Source organism: Polaromonas sp. 39-63-25, from assembly GCF_002278925.1.
Lineage (GTDB): Bacteria > Pseudomonadota > Gammaproteobacteria > Burkholderiales > Burkholderiaceae_C > Polaromonas.
The window spans coordinates 1-21526 of sequence record NZ_NCJH01000035.1 but is presented as its reverse complement, the minus strand read 5'-3'; the positions used below and the strand labels follow the sequence as shown (position 1 = coordinate 21526).

Annotated in this window: 23 protein-coding genes and 1 pseudogene; 12 read left to right on the top strand and 12 right to left on the bottom strand. The window is 56.7% G+C overall.

From position 1 onward, the window contains the following. The first annotated feature begins 17 nt into the window (after positions 1-17). The gene (locus B7X65_RS23305; protein ID WP_293596616.1) at positions 18-1553 is read left to right on the top strand and encodes an ATP-binding protein; all 1536 of its coding nucleotides are present in this window, start codon (positions 18-20) and stop codon (positions 1551-1553) included. Positions 1554-1646: 93 nt separating this feature from the next. On the opposite strand, the pseudogene B7X65_RS23300 reads toward B7X65_RS23305, so the two are convergent. Together B7X65_RS23300 and B7X65_RS23295 are read right to left on the bottom strand one after the other, a co-directional pair. Next, positions 1647-1871 (bottom strand): annotated as a pseudogene (locus tag B7X65_RS23300) (Tn3 family transposase); the annotation flags it as partial. Positions 1872-2083: 212 nt separating this feature from the next. Next, complete coding sequence (locus B7X65_RS23295) at positions 2084-2677, bottom strand: CBASS cGAMP-activated phospholipase (protein WP_293596615.1); 594 nt, start codon at positions 2675-2677, stop codon at positions 2084-2086. Between the two features lie 170 nt (positions 2678-2847). On the opposite strand from B7X65_RS23295, the gene B7X65_RS23290 reads away from it, so the two are divergent. Both B7X65_RS23290 and B7X65_RS23285 read left to right on the top strand, forming a co-directional pair. Further along, complete coding sequence (locus tag B7X65_RS23290; RefSeq protein ID WP_293596614.1) at positions 2848-3795, top strand: WYL domain-containing protein; 948 nt, start codon at positions 2848-2850, stop codon at positions 3793-3795. A gap of 27 nt (positions 3796-3822) precedes the next feature. Then, the gene (locus tag B7X65_RS23285) at positions 3823-4473 is read left to right on the top strand and encodes a phospholipase D family protein (protein ID WP_293596613.1); all 651 of its coding nucleotides are present in this window, start codon (positions 3823-3825) and stop codon (positions 4471-4473) included. Between the two features lie 96 nt (positions 4474-4569). Here B7X65_RS23285 and B7X65_RS23280 read toward each other — a convergent pair whose 3' ends face one another. From B7X65_RS23280 to B7X65_RS23235, 10 genes are all read right to left on the bottom strand, one after another. Further along, a complete protein-coding gene (locus tag B7X65_RS23280; protein WP_293596612.1) occupies positions 4570-4827 on the bottom strand; it encodes a hypothetical protein in 258 nt (85 codons plus the stop codon). Between the two features lie 80 nt (positions 4828-4907). Continuing rightward, the gene (locus tag B7X65_RS23275) at positions 4908-5660 is read right to left on the bottom strand and encodes a hypothetical protein (RefSeq protein ID WP_293596611.1); all 753 of its coding nucleotides are present in this window, start codon (positions 5658-5660) and stop codon (positions 4908-4910) included. A 27-nt stretch (positions 5661-5687) separates the two neighbouring features. Then, complete coding sequence (locus tag B7X65_RS23270; protein WP_293596610.1) at positions 5688-6098, bottom strand: DUF2384 domain-containing protein; 411 nt, start codon at positions 6096-6098, stop codon at positions 5688-5690. Between the two features lie 714 nt (positions 6099-6812). Then, positions 6813-7316, bottom strand: coding sequence for a helix-turn-helix transcriptional regulator (locus B7X65_RS23265; RefSeq protein ID WP_293596609.1), 504 nt, complete (start codon positions 7314-7316; stop codon positions 6813-6815). Positions 7317-7583: 267 nt separating this feature from the next. Continuing rightward, on the bottom strand, positions 7584-8072 hold the full coding sequence (locus B7X65_RS23260; protein WP_293596608.1) for a hypothetical protein: 489 nt from the start codon (positions 8070-8072) through the stop codon (positions 7584-7586). Positions 8073-8409: 337 nt separating this feature from the next. Beyond that, positions 8410-9039 (bottom strand): RES family NAD+ phosphorylase, encoded by a 630-nt coding sequence (locus B7X65_RS23255; RefSeq protein WP_293596607.1) that lies wholly within the window; start codon positions 9037-9039, stop codon positions 8410-8412. Between the two features lie 3 nt (positions 9040-9042). Next, entirely contained in the window at positions 9043-9630 is a 588-nt protein-coding gene (locus B7X65_RS23250; RefSeq protein ID WP_293596606.1) for a hypothetical protein, read from the bottom strand. Positions 9631-9693: 63 nt separating this feature from the next. Beyond that, positions 9694-10290, bottom strand: a complete 597-nt coding sequence (locus B7X65_RS23245; protein WP_293596605.1) for a nucleotidyl transferase AbiEii/AbiGii toxin family protein — start codon at positions 10288-10290, stop codon at positions 9694-9696. Next, positions 10290-10787, bottom strand: a complete 498-nt coding sequence (locus B7X65_RS23240; RefSeq protein ID WP_293596604.1) for a helix-turn-helix transcriptional regulator — start codon at positions 10785-10787, stop codon at positions 10290-10292. Before B7X65_RS23240 ends, B7X65_RS23245 begins: the two co-directional genes overlap by 1 nt. 669 nt (positions 10788-11456) lie before the next feature. Continuing rightward, positions 11457-12734, bottom strand: a complete 1278-nt coding sequence (locus tag B7X65_RS23235) for a hypothetical protein (protein ID WP_293596603.1) — start codon at positions 12732-12734, stop codon at positions 11457-11459. A gap of 6 nt (positions 12735-12740) precedes the next feature. On the opposite strand from B7X65_RS23235, the gene B7X65_RS23230 reads away from it, so the two are divergent. The 9 genes from B7X65_RS23230 to B7X65_RS23190 all read left to right on the top strand — a co-directional run bounded on the left by B7X65_RS23230 (position 12741) and on the right by B7X65_RS23190 (position 21495). Next, positions 12741-13040, top strand: coding sequence for a hypothetical protein (locus tag B7X65_RS23230; RefSeq protein ID WP_293596602.1), 300 nt, complete (start codon positions 12741-12743; stop codon positions 13038-13040). Between the two features lie 338 nt (positions 13041-13378). After that, positions 13379-14047 (top strand): hypothetical protein, encoded by a 669-nt coding sequence (locus B7X65_RS23225; RefSeq protein WP_293596601.1) that lies wholly within the window; start codon positions 13379-13381, stop codon positions 14045-14047. Beyond that, the gene (locus B7X65_RS23220) at positions 14007-16199 is read left to right on the top strand and encodes a hypothetical protein (RefSeq protein WP_293596600.1); all 2193 of its coding nucleotides are present in this window, start codon (positions 14007-14009) and stop codon (positions 16197-16199) included. Before B7X65_RS23225 ends, B7X65_RS23220 begins: the two co-directional genes overlap by 41 nt. Positions 16200-16267: 68 nt before the next feature. Then, a complete protein-coding gene (locus B7X65_RS23215; RefSeq protein WP_293596599.1) occupies positions 16268-17281 on the top strand; it encodes an ATP-binding protein in 1014 nt (337 codons plus the stop codon). Then, on the top strand, positions 17278-18870 hold the full coding sequence (locus tag B7X65_RS23210; protein ID WP_293596598.1) for a hypothetical protein: 1593 nt from the start codon (positions 17278-17280) through the stop codon (positions 18868-18870). Before B7X65_RS23215 ends, B7X65_RS23210 begins: the two co-directional genes overlap by 4 nt. Positions 18871-19110: 240 nt before the next feature. Then, on the top strand, positions 19111-19464 hold the full coding sequence (tnpB, locus tag B7X65_RS23205) for an IS66 family insertion sequence element accessory protein TnpB (protein ID WP_293596597.1): 354 nt from the start codon (positions 19111-19113) through the stop codon (positions 19462-19464). A gap of 76 nt (positions 19465-19540) precedes the next feature. Next, positions 19541-20188 carry an IS66 family transposase zinc-finger binding domain-containing protein gene (locus tag B7X65_RS23200; RefSeq protein WP_293596596.1) on the top strand — a complete coding sequence of 216 codons (648 nt, stop codon included), beginning with the start codon at positions 19541-19543 and terminating at the stop codon, positions 20186-20188. Positions 20189-20230: 42 nt separating this feature from the next. Next, entirely contained in the window at positions 20231-20863 is a 633-nt protein-coding gene (locus tag B7X65_RS23195) for an IS66 family transposase (protein ID WP_293596595.1), read from the top strand. 47 nt (positions 20864-20910) lie between these two features. After that, positions 20911-21495, top strand: a complete 585-nt coding sequence (locus B7X65_RS23190; protein ID WP_293596594.1) for a plasmid pRiA4b ORF-3 family protein — start codon at positions 20911-20913, stop codon at positions 21493-21495. Positions 21496-21526: the final 31 nt, after the last annotated feature.

The window sequence follows — 21526 nt, the reverse complement described above, 5'->3', positions numbered from 1 at the left end:
TCGATCCGGAGGCCGATATGAACCCATCCATCCGACTGCTGCATCTGGAAGACAATCCGTTGGATGCGGAATTGATCCGGCTGAGGCTGGAAGCGGCCGGACTGTCCTGCGACATCCGGTGGGTGAGCGGCAAGGAGGCATTCGAGTCCGCTTTGGCGCAGGAAACCTTTGACCTGGTGCTGGCCGACTCCAAACTGCCGGGTTACGACGGCCTGTCGGCGCTCCGGCACGTCCGCGAGAGGCAGCCGGAGCTTCCGGTGATCATGATGTCCGGCGAACTGAGCGAGGAAGCGGCGGTGGACTGCCTGAAAGCCGGCGCCACCGATTACGTCCTCAAGCAGCGGCCGCAGCGGCTCGATGCCGCCGTGCGACGTGCGCTGGTGGAAAAAGAAGAACTTGCCGCGCTGCGCCGCGCCGAGGAAGAAGTTCGCCGCCAGAGCCTTTTTCTGCGCCAGGTGATCGACCTCAACCCCACCTTCATTTTCGCCAAGGACCGCGCGGGGCGCTTTGTCCTGGTGAACCAGGCCATGGCCGAGGCCTACGGCAGCACCGTCGAGGAAATGCTGGGCAAGGCCGAAGCGGACGTCACCGCCGATGCGCAGGAAGTTGCACGTTTTCTCAAAGCCGACCTTGAAACGATGGACACGCTGCGCGAAGTGTTCATCCCCGAGGAGAAGCTCATCGACGCCACCGGGAAAGTTCGCTGGCTGCAGACCGTCAAGCGCCCCATCGTGGCCGCGGACGGCACCGCCGACGGGGTGCTCGGCGTGGCGGCGGACATCACCGAACGCAAGCGGGCCCAGGAAGAAATCCTGCGGCTCAATGCCGACCTCGAAGAACGGGTTCGCCAGCGCACCGCCCAGCTGGAGGCCGCGAACAAGGAACTGGAGGCTTTTTCCTATTCCGTGTCACACGACCTTCGCTCCCCCCTGAATACGATCGACGGATTCAGCCAATTGCTGGAGCAAGCTGCAGGGGACAAGATCGGCGACAAGGGCCAACACTACCTGAGCCGGATTCGTGCGGGAACCCAGCAGATGAGCGAACTCATTGACGGGCTGCTGTCGCTTGCCAAGCTGTCACGCGATCAGCTCCGATCCGAGGCGGTCGACCTGTCGGCTGTCTCCAGGAAGGCAGCGCAGGCATGCAGGGAGGGCGAGCCCGAGCGCCAGGCGCGGATCCAGATTCAGGACGGACTGCTGGCGCACGGCGATCCGCTTCTTCTGTCGGTCGTCATTCAGAACCTGCTGGGCAACGCCTGGAAGTTTACCGCCAGGCGGGCGGTGGCCCGGATCAATATCGGCGGCGAGCTCGATGCCAGCGGCGAGACCGTTTATTTTGTCAAGGACAACGGCGCCGGTTTTGACATGCACCATGCCGGCAAGCTTTTCGGCGCGTTCGAGCGGCTGCATTCGCATTCGGACTTCTTGGGAACAGGCCTGGGGCTGACCATTGTGAAACGCGTGATTGACCGCCACGGGGGCCGCGTCTGGGCTGACAGCGTGGAGAACGAAGGCGCTACCTTCTATTTCACGCTGGGGACGGTGGGCTAGCCTGGTGCCTGGAAGTATGGTGTCTAGACCAAATACTGTTCAGATAGAGGCTTTACGATCATAATCCCGTTCCCTAGAGGCTTGGATGGAGGGCTTGATCACCTTGCGCTGCTCGTGCCGGATGTTCTCCGCAATGATCCCCTCTCCCCCAGAGAATGACCAGCCGGCAAAGCCGTTGAACTGTTCGCTCTTGTTGGTTTCTGCATGGATCACCTTGCGCAGCCCGACATCGCCGATGTAGCTCAGCAGGAACATGGTCCGGATGACCTTGCCAAGCTCAACAAACGCGAAATACAGCTTGTTCTTGCGGCTGTAGCTTCGATGAGCACGCCAGAGGCGATTGAGGAGAAACACCGAAAGTTTGCTGAGTCTCAGGCGGCGCTTTCAGTAACGGAGACCCGCGGTTCACGGCCCATATCAACCGGTTTGGCGACTACACGCTGGACTTCCGGCGAAAGTTCGGACCTTTGCTCTTCGACTCGCCAATAATCCCAATGGAATCATAGGGATAGGCTCGCTTCTGCGGTTTTTTACATGAATCCCTGCCGACCCTCATCAACATACTGGCTATTACCGAAGCAGTGGCGAGGGAAATAGGCCGGCGCGGCGCTTGTCGCCATGCCAATGTCGACAAGCCGATGCATATGATCACGCTTGAAATCGGGATGATGAGGCGTCTTGAAAACCACGGGCATACCCGTCGAATAGTTGATCGACGGGACAATGACGGGGTGTCGGCACTGGCCCAGCAACTGCTCGCCGAACACCTCCTTGTCGGCAAGCAGCCCATTGAGGGGAGCGGGCGAGTAGGGCGCGCGCCATACTCCCCAGAAGGACCGCCGTTTCTTGAAAATTTCCTCGCCGTGATCGACGAAGAGGTCGACCATGCGCTGAGCGGGTATTTCCATCGCTATGGCGAGGGCCAAGATCCCGCCGATGGAGGTACCTGTAACGAGGTCAAACCGCCGACCAATGGGGGTTCCGCCCATCTCAGCTTCCAGGTCCGCCAGAATCTTGGCCGTATACAAACCCCTGTAGCCGCCACCGGACAGCGCCAGAATCTGAAAGCGACCGCTTTTTGGCTTGTGGCCGTTTTCCACGCGATCCGGGCTCGGCGTAGTCATAAAGACCACTCCATACGGTGGTTTACCACCTTCAGAAAGCATTTTTTAACAGAATCCGTCACAAAACCTCCGTTGCCAGCAGTAACAGCGCAAATCGCGAATCTTGCTAAGCTAGGCGTATTCTAGTCATATTCAATGTGATAGTCATAACAAATATAATCATTACCTGTATGAAAACACATTTTGAGTCTATCTATGGCCTTCCCGGTGAGCAGCCTGAACCGCTGAGCTGGAGCCAGGACCGGCGGCTAAAATTCATCGACTTTCGACTGCGCTGGGAAGGCCGGGTAAATCGCTCCGACCTGGTCGAGTTCTTCAAAATATCTCTGCCACAGGCATCACTGGACCTGTCCAAGTACACGGAAACGGCTCCTGACAACCTCAAATACGATCCAAAGGCAAAGGCCTACATGAGGACCGAGTACTTCCACCCCATCTACCAGAGAAGCGCATCAAAGACCTATCTCAACGAATTGCTTGCTTTGGACGCCGGCACGATGGAAGCGGCGTCGAGTTTTGTACGGTGGCCTCCTCCCATGGCAACGGTCCCGACGCCGGGCAGAGAGGTTGATGGCGCTGTGTTGATGCATCTCTTGAATGCCATCCGCGAGGGACGGATGATCAATGTGCAATACCAGACCATGGGTCGGGAAGATGCGACCCATCGAATCCTGTCGCCGCATGCTATCGCTTACGATGGACAACGTTGGCACGTGCGCGCCTATTGCCACACTCGCAACAAATTTCGTGACTTTGTGATTGCGCGCCTCAGCACCGTTCAGGTTGGAGGGCGGAGTGCTGTGCCAGTCGCGGAAGATCAGGAATGGCACACGATCCTCACGCTGGTGCTAATGCCACACCCAGCGCTTCCTCATGCCAGTAGAAGGGCGCTGGAGATCGATTACGCGATGACTGATGGGAGGCTTGAGGTCAAGTCTCGGCATGCCATGCTGTTGTATACCTTGATTCGACTCGGCTTGATGTACGAGCGAAGCGTCCCCGCCGTTCAGCAGATCGTTCTATTCAATGAAGAAGAGATCGAACCATACCTACAGATGCTGGGCGCCAGCTTAGAGGGGCAGCAAGGGAGGTTGTTTAGGACCAATGAAGGAGGTTGAATTTCTTTTCACCTAAGCATCATCACCATGCCAATTGCCATCACACTGCGCAAGCATTTCTCCGACAGCTACTACCGCGACGCTTTGGTGCGCGCACTGAACTCATCGGACATCGACAGCGCCTACATCGCTTCTGGCTTCTTTTCCGATTTCACTGTCGAGTTGGACGACTCCGCACCCGATTTTGGCATCGGCGAACAGATGAAAGGCAAGAAAGTATTTCTGTACGGCTCCTACGGCGAGGATGCGTCGCTGAGGGAGCTGAGGGCTGCGCTCACCCGGCGCGGGCTTAAGGCTTATGCCTATCGGCTGGCGTCCCCCGAACCAGGCGATCTAGAACTTCGTTGGCACGCCAAGGTTGCTGTTTTCCTAAGCGGCACGTGTCCAGTGTTGGCCATCGTGGGGAGCAGTAACCTTACCAACCCCAGTATGTACGGCAATAGTGAGCGGAGATTCACTGCATCTCCAAAACGCATTCAGGTTGAGGCGGACACCTTCTATTGGCTGCACAGCCACATGGATGCCGCTCAAGCCATGCACGACGTTTTCCACTATTGGGGAGGCGGCTTGCTTGCCCCGCAAATTGCGTTCGACCATGAGAAATTCGACACCGAGATCGAGAAACTGATCGAATCGTTGCATAACAACCTGCTAATGTATTCTTGGCGCGACATCTGACCCGCTACCCAGGGTTCGTTGAGATGTATAGCGTCGAATGGGCGCGTTACTGCTCATGTTCGGAACTGAGGGCGACGGGCGGCTCCCGTCAGGGATTTAGCGCTGCCTCATTTGCTGATTTAATTCATCCAGACTACCAATTCCAAGTTGCTGCATGGCATCGTCGCTGGATATCGTTCCCAGAGCATATAGATCCAAAATCTGAAGGCGCTCATAGTCTGGGCTGCCAAACTCCCGACCTACAGGGGCAATGTCGAGCCAAGCTTGCTCTTCCTCGGATCTTGACCAGACTTTTGGGTTGAAGTTGCCTTTACGCAGCCGGCTGATCCGACGCTTATTTTTCCGGATGCTCATCAGGCGCTCTCCATGCAGTTTGCATAGTCATCTCATTTGCAATGTTACTTCGCCGGAGATGGTTAAACCAGGGCCCCAGCCTAGCCGCCTGAGCCCCAGATCCACCTGACACGAGACAGTTCTTCACTCACCACGTCGAGAAAAGCAACGGACCATTCCTCAGGCGCCAGCGCGTCATAGCCAGGCGCTGACGCACCTAGCATCATTTCCATGGGGGTAAAGCCAGCAAATTCCTTCTGCCGGCTCCGCAAGAAACTCCAGAGTAACGTGGTCGAAACGCCGGCATCGCGGTATTCCTGAATAATCTGTTTAAGCAGCGACTTGTCCACGCGTTCATCGAGTTGAAACTTTGGGTAGAGCTCACCACCGGCTCGACCTGGCGTGTGGGCCGCGAAGAGATCGCCCGCAACTTCCCGCTCACCAACCGCCTCGGGCGTGCATTTCATCCGGTCGGCCATTTCTTCGATGGTCAGAACGCCATATTCATGCTTGAAGCGATCATGGTCATGATCGTCAACAGATGGGCGGAGCAGTTCAACGATCGCTGCAATCTCCTCCTTAGACAATCGAGCAACTGTCTTCAATACCTCACTTACGCCTATTAGCTGCAACCGTACTTCGTCAACGCTCTCTACCTTTGCCGTCCTGAGTCGCCCGATCATGATTCGGGGTGAAGCAGCATCAGCGCTAGCGGCGTCACCAGAGGGGGAGGGTGGTGGACAAGGTACAGCGTCGATCAGCCCGACGTCGAGGCCGGCAGCCGCAAGCGCGGCAGAGCTAGCCACCACCAGCAGCAGTTCGTCGTTTTTGATACCGCTGGTTGACGTTGACATGACACTCTTTGATGCCAATCAGATGGGCTAGCCTGCAGCGCCACCGTGAAGAGAATCAATCAGGCGGATAACGTCATCTGCCCGGCCTGCTGAAACCGCTTGTTCCGCGGTCCGTTGGCCGAATGCTGGAAGTGACTCCGCTCGAAACCAGCGCAGTGATTTCGCCAGGTCGCCACCGGATGTGTCATAGGCGGCTTTGATGACGCGAAGGTTGTCTCTCAGATGACTTTGGACGGAGGCTGCGCCCGGGGTTTTAGTGATTGCGCTCACGGATACACGTGCATTTCGAGCCAGCGTTTCGACGTCCATTCCGAGCAGGCGAATGTAACGGGCCGGCGAAAGCATCGGTGCGAGCTCCGGATCCTGCAGGTCTTCGATGAAATTTGGAAGCGTTAGCGGCATGGCAGTTTCCGGTGAAGGTACGTCGTTCACGCTCACGCATGCACCCCTACCCATGGCGAGTTTTGGCGTAGGGCAGGGCCCCATCCATCTGCCTCCGACACTATTGCAAGCGCCATTTCTTCCGGCTCCATTTCTAGGATTTGCTCCCACCTTTGGATGTAATCAATACTACAAAGGCGTTCCGCACGCCACCGAGAAACCACCGCGCGTGCATCTTTGATCAATCGGTCACGCCTGTCTGGAGCCAACGTGGTCAAGTCCGATGCAATTCGCTGATGTCTTCTCAGCCGGTCCTTTTCTAGGATGGCATGGCGCTCCCGGGCAAGCTGTCGGGCAGATTGTCCGAGGTCATCTTTACGCATTGGCTCGAAACTACCGCTGTTTGTTGGACTGAGATACAAGGCTACCGGCTAAAGTTCTGGTCAGAGGCGCTGAGTTGGGATTGTCCAATGCCCGGGATGCCCGACTCTCAGTCTGTGCACCGGTCTGGGCTGAATTACCAGCCTGACGCAGTGCGGAGCCGGCCAGCGACTTTTGGACTGTGCTGGATGACGAGCTGCCTAACGCCTTGCCGGCGACGGAAGCAACGTGGGGCGAGGTTTGCTTGCTGTTCTTGCTCATGCTGAACTCCTGGCCCCATGATTCAAAGAAGGCGCCGTTGAGGCCTTGACGTTTTAACTGTATTTTCATACAGCACATCGGAAAGCGCAAGAGCATATATCTGACTTATTGCAGTCAGCCAAGACAGGGTTACAACCAAATGCCCCGCGTACAAGCGGTGGCCGTGGCCAGTTGACGCATCCTTTGCCACGTCGCTCTGCGGGGCACTTTGTTCTCCAACTCTATTTGCGCTACCGCGGCGGAGAGCACAGTAAGAGGGGCCTCGTCAAGCAGAGCCCGCAACTGTGGGATGTGGTTGGGCGGGATCACACCAGTGACCAGTGCGTGGCGCAGCGTTTCGGGCGGAATCGTCTCGCTATAGCTGATGCTGCCAGAGCGTGCCGCGGTTTCCATGGCACTGGCAGTGTCACCGTCAGACTTGGCCTTGCGGGTACCGGTCACGCCCAGTCCAAAACCCAGCGTGTTCGCCAGGCGCTCGGCGCGGGTGAGGCTAAGGTTGGTGAGTTTGCCAGTTTCTAGCTCGTTGATCGTGGCGCGCGAAAGCCCAGCCAACTCGGCGAGGCGTTCCTGGCTGAGGCCCATTTCTGAACGCTGGCGTTTCACCATGCTCGAAAGTTCATTCAAGATTGCCATATCTGACTTTAGCAATCCGCCTCAATAATGTCGATTAAATTTGTCTTTTAATAGCCAAATATATTGGATTTTCTGATTTCGCCGTCGGTGAGACGCATCGATAGGCTAAGGGAGTACGCCTTGATTAGCGCCTACGCGCTTAGTCAGCAAACACTAAATATCAGGCACCTCAAACGGGTTCCGAGCATGTTTCTTCCAGGAACCGCACCGGAACATAAACCGGACATTTTGTTGAATTCCGTCGAAATCTGACCCACGGGTCAGACTTCAGCGCAATTCAACACCCCAGACCCACCTGACACGAGACAGTTCTTCACTCACAACATCGAGAAAAGCTACGGACCATTCTTCAGGCGTCAGCGAGTCATAGGCAGGCGCGGAGGCGCCCAGCATCATTTCCATGGGCGTAAAGCCAGCAAATTCCTTCTGTCGGCCCCGCAGGAAACTCCAAAGTAACGTGGTGGAAACGCCAGCGTCGCGGTACTCCTGAATAATCCGTTTAAGTAGTGCCCTGTCCACGCGTTCATCGAGTTGGAACTTTGGGTAGAGCTCACCACCGGCTCGATCTGGCGTGTGGGCCGCGAAGAGATCGCCTGCAACTTCTCTCTCACGAACCATCTCGGGCGTACATTTCATCCGGTCGGCCATCTCTTCGATGGTCAGAACGCCATATTCATGCTTGAAGCGATCGTGGTCCGGATCGTCAACAGAAGGGTGGAACAGTTCGGCGATCTTCGCAATGTCCTCCTTGGACATTCGACCAATTGCCTTCTGCAGTCAGCGTAGGCATCGAAAACTGAGGGTTACGACAAAGATCAAGGAAACGAAGCCCTCCATTGACACCTTCACTTCACAGAAAAGATCAAAAAAACTGTTCAAACGCGGGGATTCTGAAATTTGACGGATTGCGATGGTGGCTCGGAACCCGCATGGGATAAGGAAAGTTGATTGAGTGTTGACACTTTCATTTCCAAAGTGTTGTCAACTTCATTTCGCCGGATGACCCGCATTCGCTCGGGGAGGTGGGAACGGTTTTTAAGCCCGCCAGCCTTGACGAATGGCAGGAGTGCGCCACGCACTGCCCTCTTAGACGCTAGAGTATGGAACTGGCACCCAGTTGTTCAAGCAACTCTGTGAGTTCGTCGCGGACCAGGTCATCGTCGATCGACACCGACGGGCTGGATGGGTTCTGCACTATCGTGACGGCACCAAGCCGGTCGCCAAAAAGCACAATTGCTTTTCTTTTGGTCTGCCTTGAGTCCCATATTACGCCGGCGATATCTGGGCGTGCAGCGCGCATCGCCTCGGCGAATTTCCGCGTATCGGGATAGGTTGCCTTGTCTCCGTCGATGACCATGCTTGAGAGGAGCCCGACACGCTTGAGCCCTATCATCGTGAGATCCGCCAAGTTAAGGCTCGCGCCCAACTGTATTGTTGACAATACCCGGTTCTCGGGCGGGGCTGGCGAGTAGATAAAGCCGTGGGATGGAAAAGGGACGTCATGCAAGACGGTTTCCATGAGCGCTGTTTTAATGTCCTCGCCCGCATAGATGGTGGGAACCACCGCGGCACTCACATTTCTTATTGGACTGAATCGAGCGTTGCCCGCAGCAGCGCCGTTAAAAGCTGTAGCCCCATAGGCCGAACTATGGACGCGATACCACGGTGTCTTTGGCCCGACGGATAGAGTACCGAGCTTCGTGAAGTCGCAGGAAATCGGCACAGGCTAGCGGGCCTGTTGAAGGCGCAGGTCCTGCACGGCTTCTAGTACCTTTACGCCATCTTCAGCGATGACCTCCCGAGGACGGCGCCCCCCTAGGAACGCCGACGTGCTTTCAAACCAAGCCGCGAGGCGCATCGGATCCGTAGGTGCGAACGTCGCAATGATGTCTTTCAACACCGGTAGCGGCCGCCAGTCTATGCCGAAAGCGTAGCGTGGGTAACGATCCTTGCCATCGTGTTCAATTGCAAAGACGTCCCCGAGAGTCTTCCATCGGCTTGCCTGCGCCGAGGGATTGGCCGGCTTCTTACCGGTTAGTTCGCCGAGTTGAGCGCCTATTTCAGCCGCCGTTAACCACTGTGTCCCAGCGTATACCGCCTTTAGGGCATTTGCATTCTGGCGTGCCCTTTTGAAATCAATCGAACTGGGGGCCGCGCCATTCAGAAAATACTCAATCAAACGCGCACGATTAATTTTGCGATGTTCTCGCAAGTTTTCTACCACTGCCGGCACCAGCCCTGCGAGGGCTGCCTCAACCTGTTTTTTGGTACCCGGGGCCAACTCATCGGCAAACTCGATAACCAGGTCGGACATGACGCTCTCCTTAGCGAATTGTGTGAAGCAAGTTTACCATATCGCATATTTCGCTGCAAATTCTCATGTTGAAGCCGCAGTAGCTGCTGAGTTGAGGCACTCGCTGAACGGGCGTGCGTAGTCAATTCGGTCAATCATCTCGAACTCTCCTTCGCTGAAGTCCCGGTACTCGGTCAAGCGTGACATAAACGCCGCGCCGTGCCGCGCAAAAAACGGCCGGGCCGCGTCAATGGCCTCCGGCTCCAGGTCCGCGACCGCGCACAGGTCAAACAAATCCCGCGCCTTGGCCCTATTGCCACGGTGCCACATCTTTTTGGCGACGATTTCCGCGCACGATTCAACGCAGATCGTGCGGCCCTCGAACGGCGTGAGGTCCCACGGATGCGGCGTCAACGGGGTTCCGACGACGATGTCGATCTCCCCGATGGGGAGCACCAGGCGCATCAGGCGCGGGGAAAAATATCCCAAATACTGCGGATCCGGCACAAACAGGTCCACGTCCTTGCTGTGCCGGTGGTTCAGGCGCAGCATGAGGACGGTGCCCCCGCCAAAGCTCCAGGTCGGCCTGTTCACGACGGTGGCCAGGTGATCGGTCAGGGTGAGGGCGGCCGCGAAGATTTCGCGCCAGATGCCTGTTCGCTCAAACTGTGGCGGCTTCATCACCAGATTGGGCGTGAGCAGGCCAGCGCCGCGGCCAGCTGGCGCATGCGCTGCCAGGTGATCCGGGGGCGCACGCCGTTGTCGCGCTCGAGCTGCGCGGCGACGGCCGAGAGCACCGGCAAAGGCGACTCGTCGAGCAGCGCGCGCAGCTGCGCCATGTGTTTGGGCGGGATGGCCCCCGTCAACAGGCTGTGGCGCAGCACCTCGGGCGGAATCGGCGCGGCGTAGCTGATGCTGCTGGACGTGGCGGCGGCCTCCAGTGCACTGACGCCGCTGTCCTCCTTGCTGGCGCGGGTCCCGGTGACCCCCAGGCCGTAGCCCAGCGTGTTGGCCAGCCGCTCGGCGCGGGTCAGGCTCAGATTATCCAGTCGGCCGGATTCCAGGGCGTTGATGGTGTCGCGGGAGAGCCCAGCGAGTTCAGCAAGGCGCTCCTGGCTCAGACCCATCTCGGATCTCTTCTTTTTCACACTGGCGGCGAGCTCGTGGAGGATGGGCATGCCGTCATTTTAGGCCGGCCCGGGGCAAATGTCTAGTTTGTCAGGCTTCGTAATGCCGGATTTAAACAGTTTATGAATGCCGCATAAATCCGGCATCGCGGTTTATTTAATTCTAGCGTCAGCAGAAGTGGTGTTCACGTGACACCAAAGTAATCCCAAGACCAAGACACAAGCGAATGATGCGCATGCAGTGGACGACTGCAGCAACGGTCACCATGTCGCCGAAGCGCTAAGTAGTTGATTTAAAAGGAAAAGCCCATTAGCCCTGTCGGAACTCGCTGCCCGCGAACCCGAAGCAACCTCCGGCAGCGTTTAGCCTAGGGCAGTAAAGACAGACATCAGACTAATAAGCAGGAGCAACTCACGCCAGCATTTGCCGGCACGGAGCAAACTAAGACATCATTCGCCGACAGGACTGAAAGCTACGTGGCGTTGGGACTTTCCAAAGCTTCCAGTTCTTGGTTACTTTGGCTATGAGGCTTGAGATGGTGACACTTGGTTGAGGAAGTCTCAAAAAAGGAAGCGATATGGAACGCAACCGATCTGATCATCGGCAGAACGCATCAGGTTTCGAGGCAGTTGGCGGCGATCCGTATGCCGCGACATTAGCTGTTCTGGAACACCTAACGGAATGGCCACTCAGGGGTCTCTTTGGCAGGGTGGAATAAGTTAAAGGGCGTCGGAACTGCCGTTTGGTGGCAATTGCTTGCCTTTCCCCAGCCATGGGAAGCCTAGGGCCTCGGTGTCGAGTGGGCTCCTCTCAGTAATGGCTAACGGGGATTTGAGGCTGCGAACGACCTGGGCTATTTCCGCTGCGTCTTTCAATGCCAATTCCCGAAAATCACAGTTCATCCAGAAGTACTCTTCGTGGAGCATCAAGGGAAAATTCCCTGCTTCCAGGAAGATCGCAAAGTTCTCGAGTGCCTGGTCACGTAATACCGCTCGCGCGCCCACAGCCTGTCCCGAACGGTTAGGGAACAGCACGTGAAAAATCTCCGCAAAGCCAGAACCCATGTGATGGACACAGAAATGTATGTTCGCTGACTGGGAGGCGTACGTCCAGAACCTGTTTTCGTATCGGGATATGTGTACGGACGATAAAAAATGGAGCAGCGCACTCATCTTTGCCATTTCCTGCGGACTAAAGTCACTACGCCATGGGCTCAACGGAAGCAGATGGTCAGTGACAAATCGGATCATCCGTGCACAGATTCCACGTTGATGGAGTTGCCCACCGATCATGACCAGCATGCGTACTACTTGAGCACCCAGGAGACAGGACGCTTGAGTTCGGGCTTTTTCCACAGCCGTGCGAAACATCATGACAAGCAATCCGAATCTTTCGAAACTTGCAGAGCAACACAAGATATCGCCCAGCTCATGTATGGCGGCATCACATACCTCTCCCGACTTGAGGCGGCTCAAAACGAGGTAACTCGTTCCCTCGTCCCAGAGTTTCATCTTGCGAACCAACTCAAGGGTATTTCGCGGGAGGGGTTGGCTGATATCCAGCCAGCTCCAGACAAGTGATTCGACCTCATGTTCGAAGCTGTAGCCTGATAGTTTTTCAACCTCCTTGCGTTTACGCCTCCTCGGTAACCTGCCCTTCTGGTATCCGGTCCACTGTTTGCTGCGTGAAGGATTTCCTTCTTCGCCTTTTGGCATATAGAGCTTGGGTGAGAACCTCTGGTCCATTGCGTCCGCTGTCGTCAGGCGGGTCGCTTCTTTGACGCAGTAGAAGTAGTTCGTTCCATTCATGGCACGGACCTGTGCAGAAATGTCGGAACTTGCTACCTCGGGAATCTTCTTTTTATTGATGTCCTGCAGCGATGAAATCTCAAAAAAACCAGTCAAATCAAATGCATAGCCCTGCCATCGAAAAATATCCAAGGGTAATTTGCGGGTGCGTTTTACCCCTTTGCCTTGCTGTTTGGTTGCAGTTAGCATTGGCATATGACCAGCAATTCATGCGCGTTCGAGCCTGTTCCCGCCATCTCGGATCTGGCCGCCAGGATCAATGACGACCTCGTCAAAACCCATGGGCCGCTGCTACAGGGGCAAGCGCTCAGCAATGCACTGGGATATAGATCAACCGCTGCGCTACGGCGGGCCGAATCGCGCAAGACCGTGCCCGTGCCGACTTTTCTCATTGCAAGTCGCAAGGGCCGGTTTGCGTTGGCGCTGGATGTCGCAGGATGGGTGGCGTCGCAGCGCTTCGCCGCAGAAGCGGGCTCACCGAGGAGCGTTAAATGACGACCTAACCTGTTTTTGGCAGGTAGAAAGACGAACGGCTTACTGTTGAAGCAGTAAGCCGTCGCTCGCCTTGAAAGGCGGGTTTTAAAAAAACCATCGTTGAATATCGATGCGCCCATTTTAAAGTCCCAAGGGCAACTGTCAAGCAGTTCCCCCAGCCAAATATCCCAAAAATCCACCGAGCTACCTCGGTGCGACTCTGCCCATCAGCCGGCGCGACGTCCGGCGATGGTCGCCATTTTGCCTGCGATTGGTCGGTTTCCCTGTTTTGATGTTCGGGACGTCACGCTCAGTCGCGCACAGCTACTCATACGTCATCTATTTTTGAAGGACCTTTCATGCTGAATGAAGCTGGAATTTCATATGGCGGCCTGTTTGCCAGGTATAGCCGAAGAAGAGGGCGCCTGTTGCGCACCCTGAATCCATTCACCGGCCAAGCCGTGGACTATTCGACGCCTTTGAAGGGAGAAAACTGGCTACTTCGGGTAATGACCCCGGGTGTCATTTCCTGTGAGGTTGAGCCGACGACTCTCTCCTATATGGACCGTGGCAACCGGGTTCGAGCCTACTGCGACACCCTTACGATCTTCGGCAACAACTTCGGGATTGCGGATCTGGTGGTTGATGATTTGACGCCGCAAGCCGAAGAATCATTTGAAGCGTTGCGAAAGGCCTGCACGGTCTACAACTACACGCCTCAGCTTCGCACCAAAAGGGAGATACGGGACAACCTGATCCTCCTTGAAAACCTGATCCACATGCGCCAGCAATTGATTCTGCATCCCGTGTTGCCACAACATACAAAGGCAGTGAAGGAATTTTTTGAGTACGCCCCCCGCGCGGTCAGTCCGCGTGAAAGCCTGCAGTGGACATATAGGAAATATTTTCCCGCCACCGTAATTGATTCAGCACTCTTCGCCTTGCATTGCTCAGGGCATCTATCCATCAACATTGAGGAGGTACCGTATGGCCCGAAATCCACGTTCACGTTCACGTGCACGGCCTAACGGTTGTCAGCCGGACAATACAGGCGGCCGTAACTACGTTCTTGCCTGTCACAAGGACATGACGGACTGGCCTGGGTATGACGACTCGCTCTTGAGTCCACATGTTCAGAAGCGGTTTCGCAATCTACGGGATGCCGTAACCCTTTACATGGCGGGGGCACCACTGGCGGAAGTTGCCCAGGTTGCAAAGGTCGCGGAGCGACAGTTTCATCGCATTTTTGCGAACTGCCTGAGACCCGATGCAACCGGCAAAATTCCGGGCCTAAGAGCGCTGGTGAAAGGCTTCAAGCCTGAGCGGTCAACACGCACGGCGCCGCTCAAAGCGAGCCCTGGATCAAAAACCGGCTTTGGGGGCATGTTCCGCAAAGTGCTGCTTGACTATCCCGAAATCGAAAAGGGTTTGGTAGCTATTTTGAATGGCTATGGATCCAAAGGCTTGACGGTGAATCGGGTCATGTTTCGTACTTTGCATCTTGGGTACATCAAGTTGTGCAGGGCCAGCCGCGTCAAGGAGGATGAATACCCCCTCAATACCAAGGAGCGCTCAAGGCGCGCGCTGAGATCCTGGGTAGACACCGACTACATACCCCAGTACGCCACCCGGTACATCGGGCGTCAGTATGGCAAGGAGGCCGCCGTTCAAGCCGGGTACGGTGAGGGGACAGGTGATGCCGACCGGAGAAGTGGTGGATATGACGACTGGGTCATGGACGAGGTCACCCTTGACGTTGATGCGACTTATGAGATACCGAATGGCCAGGGGGACTGGGAAGCCCTCGAACTGCGTCGTTTTCAACAACTTCGACTGATCCACCGTGGCTCTGGTGCGACCCTGGCAAGCCGTCAGATATATGCACCACAGGCTTCAGCCCACGACGTTTCCATGCTTTTGTGGGATGCGGTCAATGGTCCACCCGTGGTGAATCCTGTGATCGATGGAGTGATGTTTGAACCAGGTGCCGGTTATCCCGCGAAGGCAATTCCTGAGCTCCGATTTGCGATACCCCGGGTGATCTATCTGGACAATGCCTTATCCCACCTTGCAGACCACGTTCAGCACATTGTTACCCACCTGTTCGGTGGTACTGTGATCCTTGGCAAACCCGCAACACCCCGCGAAAGAGCGGATGTGGAAAGCCAGTTCGCCCGGCAAGCGAAGAGGATTGTTCACCAATTGCCCAGCACCACCGGCAGCGGACCTAAAGATCCCCTGCGCAAAAGCAGCGCGGTAGCCCCGAAGCGGCGAATCCGGGCTGACGTGATTGAACAGGTTCTTGATGCCTATGTGCAGAACGAAAATGCGCTTCCTTCCGCGGGTTCGAATCACATTCCTGCTCTGGACCGGTTGAGGCGGCGCATTGAAAGCGGCACCCTCAAGCCTACCTACCTTCCGGTTGACAAACGCAAGGCCTACTATTTTTGCCGTCCGCATCGGGTATTGATCAAGTTAGACATTCGGAGTGGCCGGCGGCCGTTCATCAATTATCTCTACCAACGTTATTCGAGCCCACAGCTTTGCAACAGTTTCGACCTCAAAGGGAAGGCGATGCTGATTCGCGCCGACTTTCGCAATCTGCGGACTGTGATGATGTTTTACGAAGATGGCACGGAATTCGGTCCTGTATCGGTGCTGGGTCACTGGGGCACGTTTCCCCATGACGTCCGCATTCGCCGCCTGTTCGGCAAGCTCAAACGTGACGGAGAGTTGGGGCCGAGAGCAGACGACATGCCACTGGAGGTTTTGTTTGCGCATCTTCGCCAACGTTCCATTCGGGATACCACTGCGGCGCTGAATCTGACTTACCTGATTCAGTATTTGACGCGTGAGGAGTTTGTCTTGCCCTCACACCTTCAGCAGGAATCTGTGGAGTGGCTCGAAGTCAATGCAGCGGTGGACCGCCGCAGCATCCTTCCATCGCTGAAACCTTCGAAAGATTTCATCGATGTGGAGGCGCGCTCGGGCGCCAGTGAAGCCATCTTGCTGCAAGCGCCTGGGCACTCTGATGACCACCGCGGGAGTTTGCTTGGCGCAGAGCCGACTTTTGATCAGTCCACCTTGCGTGACGGCCTGGCAGGCCGCGGCACCCCATCAATTGCGCCTCCGCCTGCGCCGACAAAGTGGGTCATGCCGCGCCGGCCCATGCGGCGCTAACTGTCAAATACCCGAAACAAAATCACGCGCCTCCAAGCGAGGTGTTACTTTTACAAATTGAAAAATACATGACAACAACCGAAAACTCAACTGCGACCGTATCGCGGCCTGAAGCCTTGATCCTCCCCTCGACAGTGGTATGGACCCCGGAAATCGACCGCATGGCACAAAAGGTGGCGCGCTGGATACGCATAGACCAGCCAGGTGGGGTGATTTACGGCGCCCAGAGAAACGGAAAGAGCAGGGCGTGCTCGTATCTGGTCGGAATGCTCTCCTCTCTTCTTGATTACGAACTTGCGGTCCTCCACTGGACTATCCCGGATCAGGCTGAGGCCAAAAAGAATGAACGCGAGTTTGTCCAGGAAATGCTGCAGCAATCGGGCTGCCTGCGCGTCGGCAGCCGTGATCTCGCGGTCCTGCGACGGCGCTGCTACACCCACCTTTCTGAACTGACCGAAGCCACCGGTTCAAAACGCGTGGTGATTATTATTGACGAGGCGCAGAACCTCGGGAAGCTGCAATTCAGTTATTTGATCCATGCATTCAACTCCCTCGAGCAGATGGGGATACAACCTTTCTTCTTGCTGGTAGGTCAGCCCGAACTGCGTAACCAGTTCAAGACATGGTCTGAGGGTAAAGGCATGCAGGTACTGGGGAGGTTCTTCGCACGGGAGCACCAGTATCGCGGTATTGCGCTTAACGAGATCGGCCTGGTGTTGCAGGCATTTGATATGCCGGTGGAGGGTGAAAGCGTCAGCGTCTTTTCTCGCGCATTTCCGGAGGCCTACAAAGCTGGATGGAGACTGGAGCATCTGACGCCGCATTTTGACGAGGCGCTTGCGCTCATCATGCGAAAACACAACATTGCTTCTGGTCTTCGCTTGCCCATGCAGTACTTTCGTTCAACCGTGTTGAGCGTGTTGAACACGGCGCTGGACGAGGGTATTGCACCCGAGATGCTGACATCGGCCCATGTGCTCCTCGGTCTGGAGGAAGCCGGCTTTTTGAGCGTCCTGGGGTTTTATGTTGACTCTGACCCGGACCCACGCCAGGAACGCGCTGCTGGCTGGAGCAGCAAATGAAGCTGCCACTGGCTGTGAAGACCGTCGTTCGCCGAGTCAAACCGATGGGCATGGGCTGGAGCAACGAATCCATGTATGGGGCCTGGAACCGGCATTGCCTTGTCAATGGTGTGCAAGGGGGCGTCCAGTTCCCACTTGATAAGTCCATGGCGCGCCGAGGCCTCTTTTCTATGCTGGTGCCCGACGAGGCGGAAAAATTAGCCAAGGAGATGCTACTCACGGTAAAGGAGATCGCCCGCCTTAATGGTGCCGATATGGGCAAGGAAAACGCCTTGGTCATCAACGTGGCGCTTCGCTACTGTCGGCGTTGCATCGACCTGAACTACCACAGCGCCGTTTACCAGCATGTCGCTCTGGCCCGCTGTCCGCTTCACACCACCGTGTTCCATGACGTTTGTCACCATTGCCACAAACCTGTCGTTCCAACCTTCGCTTCGGTGATTGAGTACCCCTTCGAATGCCCTAACTGCAAATTGGCGCTTGGAAGGTCTGCCGCTCGCGAAACCGATGCTTCAGAGGCCTCTGCTGTTGATACCATGATCACCGACAGGCGGCGCGTATTGGCTGCTACCAAACCATCGTTCCACTGGCGATTCACCTTTTCCTCCGAGCAAAGTGAGCGTCTTGGAACTCCCAGCAATCCTGTAGCCTCCCGCCACTATCAACGGCTGTGTGTCTGGCAAGCCGACCGATCATCCGCCCACTGGCCGAGGTTTTTGGAAGAACATCTGACGGTGACGGGGAATAGCCGAAGCACAGGCGGCATCTGGTCGCCTTACGCACAGGTAGAAGCTGCCCAGCGGGTCTTGCTGTGGCTACGGCAAGCCTGTTACGCGCATGAGCTCGCGGCCGTCACCCTGGCATATCGGCTTGGTCGTTATCCCAGAGGGCTTCGGATCGACGTACATACAAGCCTAATCAGCGCGGCGATTTACAAACTGGCCAGCGCGTATGGACTTGTCCAAGACATGGTGATGTTCTTTGAGTCAGACGCCACCGACCTGAAAGGTCCAGCAAAAGCCCAGCTGGGCAGGACAGTCGCGCGATATGGCGCTACTGCCGCAGGCGAGCCTGAACTTGACTTCAGGTTGATGCAACTCGAGATGTTGGGCATGTTCGCGAAGTTGTTGCTGATGCACCGGCATCAGGCTCCTACAACGGAGGTTAGTTGGCTGGAGCTTCCCCATGAACTGGAGTTCGCCCCAGCGTGGTTCAAAATCATCGTGCCTAGCCAGCCGTTTCAATACGTGATCCGTCCCCGTGTTAACGAGGCTTCGCTCAGACGCCTGATTGCACGCAAGTGGAACCACGAACTGTGCCTGGAGCATCCCATCCTGGCGAATGAGGCGGAATTCTGGGGCCATAACCGACTGGACTCGCTTTGGCGCACGAATGGCGGCGGCCCCAACATGCCAAACACGAACCCCGAGTTTTTGCTTTCGAATCCCAAGTTGAGGGACAACCGCTCATTGGCCAAGGTGTTCGGTACTGGCCAGCAACTTGGACGCAACTACGAGGCTCCAGGCTTTGGGACAGTAATCACCCCTGCGGCGCGTTTGCCGATTGAAAGGGGTTCCCGAATTATCTGAACAGCCAGGGTTTGGCCACGCCAACCTCTGACCTTAAAACGGTGTCTTCGTTCCAGTCGGGGTCAGACACCAATTTCAAAGGCGGTACCACCACTGGCAAGAGCGTCATTGCCGACATAACAGACATCCTGCAATGGAGGTCGTGTCTATGACGCAAGGGTTACTGACTATTGAAAGTACATATTGTCGATAGCCGAGGGGATGGATGTCTGGGGTCATGCAAATGCTCTGTCACTTGCCATGTTCGCGTTGAATCCCGGCAGAGTCGTGTACTTGCACCGCGACGCCATCGATTTCCGCAAGAACATCAACGGGCTGGCAAGTCTGGTCGAACATGGACTTGGACTGGACGCATTTGCACAAGCCGTGTTTGTGTTCGGCAATCGAAGGAAAGACCGCATCAAGATACTGGGGTGGGATCGCAACGGGTTCTGGTTGCTGCAAAAACGCCTCGAGGGCGCACGCTTCGTCTGGCCTGGTAAAGAGAGCGCGGCAGCCGAACTCACGGTGCAGCAACTGCACTGGCTGCTCGACGGAATTGACCTCTCGGCGATGCGTGGCCACGCTGCGGTTTCGTATCAAAAAGCGGCCTGAAAAATATCTTCAAAATGTTTCATTTATAGAGGCGTGAAAAGGAACTTTCTGAGCGGCCATTCGATCAAAAAACGCAATGACTTTGCAGCCCACGATCGAAGAATTCGCTGCCCTCCAACAGGACTTGCAGGCAGCACTTTCGCAACGGGATGTCTTGGTTGGAGAGAACCGATTTCTTCGCGTCGAGCGCGACCTGCTCAAGGAGCGGCTCAACAAGATGATGCGCAAGATCTTCGCCGCCAAGAGCGAAGCACGCGGCACCGAGCAGAAGGACATGTTCTTCAATGAGGCCGAGGCCCTGGCAGCGGCGGCACAGGCCACGCCAGCGTTGGAAGACGGCGCCGCTGGCGACGATGCCGCGTTGGACGTGGCAGCTCACAAACGCCTCAAGCGTGGGCGCAAGCCGCTGGACGCCGATCTGCCGCGCCACGTCGTGCGCCACGAACTGCCTGAATCCGAACGCGTCTGCCCGCATGACGGCTGTGCCCTGCAGGAAATCGGCGTCGAGGCCAGCGAGCAGTTGGACATCATTCCCCAGCAGGTGCGTGTAATTCGCCACGAGCGCGTCAAATACGCCTGCCCCTGCTGTGACGGCGCTCTGCGCCTGGCCTCCAAGCCGGCACAAATCATCCCCAAGGGCCTGTTCAGCGAGAGCGCCCTGGCCTGGATCGTCACCTCCAAGTACGACGATGGCTTGCTGATGACCGGGCCAGTGCCGACATGACCGCGCCGGCCGTGTGGTTCCAATACTCGGCCAACCGGCGAGGTGAGACTGTATGAAAGTGGCCGGATCGTGGAGGCTGCATGCTGGAGCCACGCGCGACGAAAGGTGTGGGACATCCACGAACGCCAGCACAGGTTGACCGGGACACTGGCGCATCAAGCCCTGCAGCGCATCGGTGGAATCTTCAAGGTGGAAGCCGAACTCAATGGCAAACCGCCCGACGAGCGAATGCGGGTTCGGCAAGAACGAGCGGCCCCGGTGCTCGACGAGTTGAAACGCTGGATGAACAATACCTTGGCACAGGTCTCGGCGAAGTCACCGATGGCGCTGGCCATCGGCTATTCGCTGAGCAACTGGATGGCGCTTACGCGCTTCGTGGACGATGGCCGCATCGAGGCGCACAACAATGTGGCCGAGCGGGCGTTGCGCGGGGTAGCGATTGGCCGAAAAAATTACCTGCACCTGGGCTCCGACGCTGGCGGTCAAAGTGCCGCGGTGATCTACACCTTGCTCGGCACGGCCAGACTCAACGGGATCAACCCGCAGCTGTACCTGCGCCATGTCCTGGAGCGCATCGCGGATCATCCGATCAATCGCATCGATGAGCTCTTGCCCTGGGTGGTAGCTGCGCAGCTACGGCCCGCCTGGCACGAAGAGCTCGCCAAGGCGGCCTGAGCGCGCGCACCACCCGCGCTGCCCCAAGTTCACTAGACTTGGAGGCCATGAACAAGACCTCATCCGCGCAGCACCGTGCATCGGCGCAGGCTTACCAACTCTACGTCGAACTCGAATGGGTTCGTCCCAAGGTATGGCGGCGCTTCCTGGTGCCTGTCACGATCGAATTGCCCCGCCTACACACCACACTGCTGTTCGGCACTGGATGGCAAGGAGGCCACATCCATGAGTTCGTCTTCGGGCACGACAACTACGGCCGCATTGAGCCGGGGTTGGATCTACCGGACGAAGTCATGGACGAAGAGCGCGTGTCGCTGCGCGAGGCGTTAGGTGCCAGGAAAACCTTCGTCTACGTCTACGACTACGGGGACAACTGGCGGCACAAGGTCAAGGTCGAAAAGATCGTGACGCTGGATACGCCGATCTCACGTGGTGTGTGCATCGGTGGTGAGAACGCATGCCCGCCCGAGGATGTTGGCGGTGCGCCAGGCTACGAAGAATTCCTTGCCGCGCTGGCCGACTCCAACGACCCCGAGCACGACAGCCTCAAGGAATGGATCGGTGGGTCGTTCGACCCCGCAGCGTTCGATGTCGCCGAGGTCAACCAACGTTTGGCCCCGGAAGAATACTGACCGTCAAGAACGGTAGTGGTCGGACTATTAC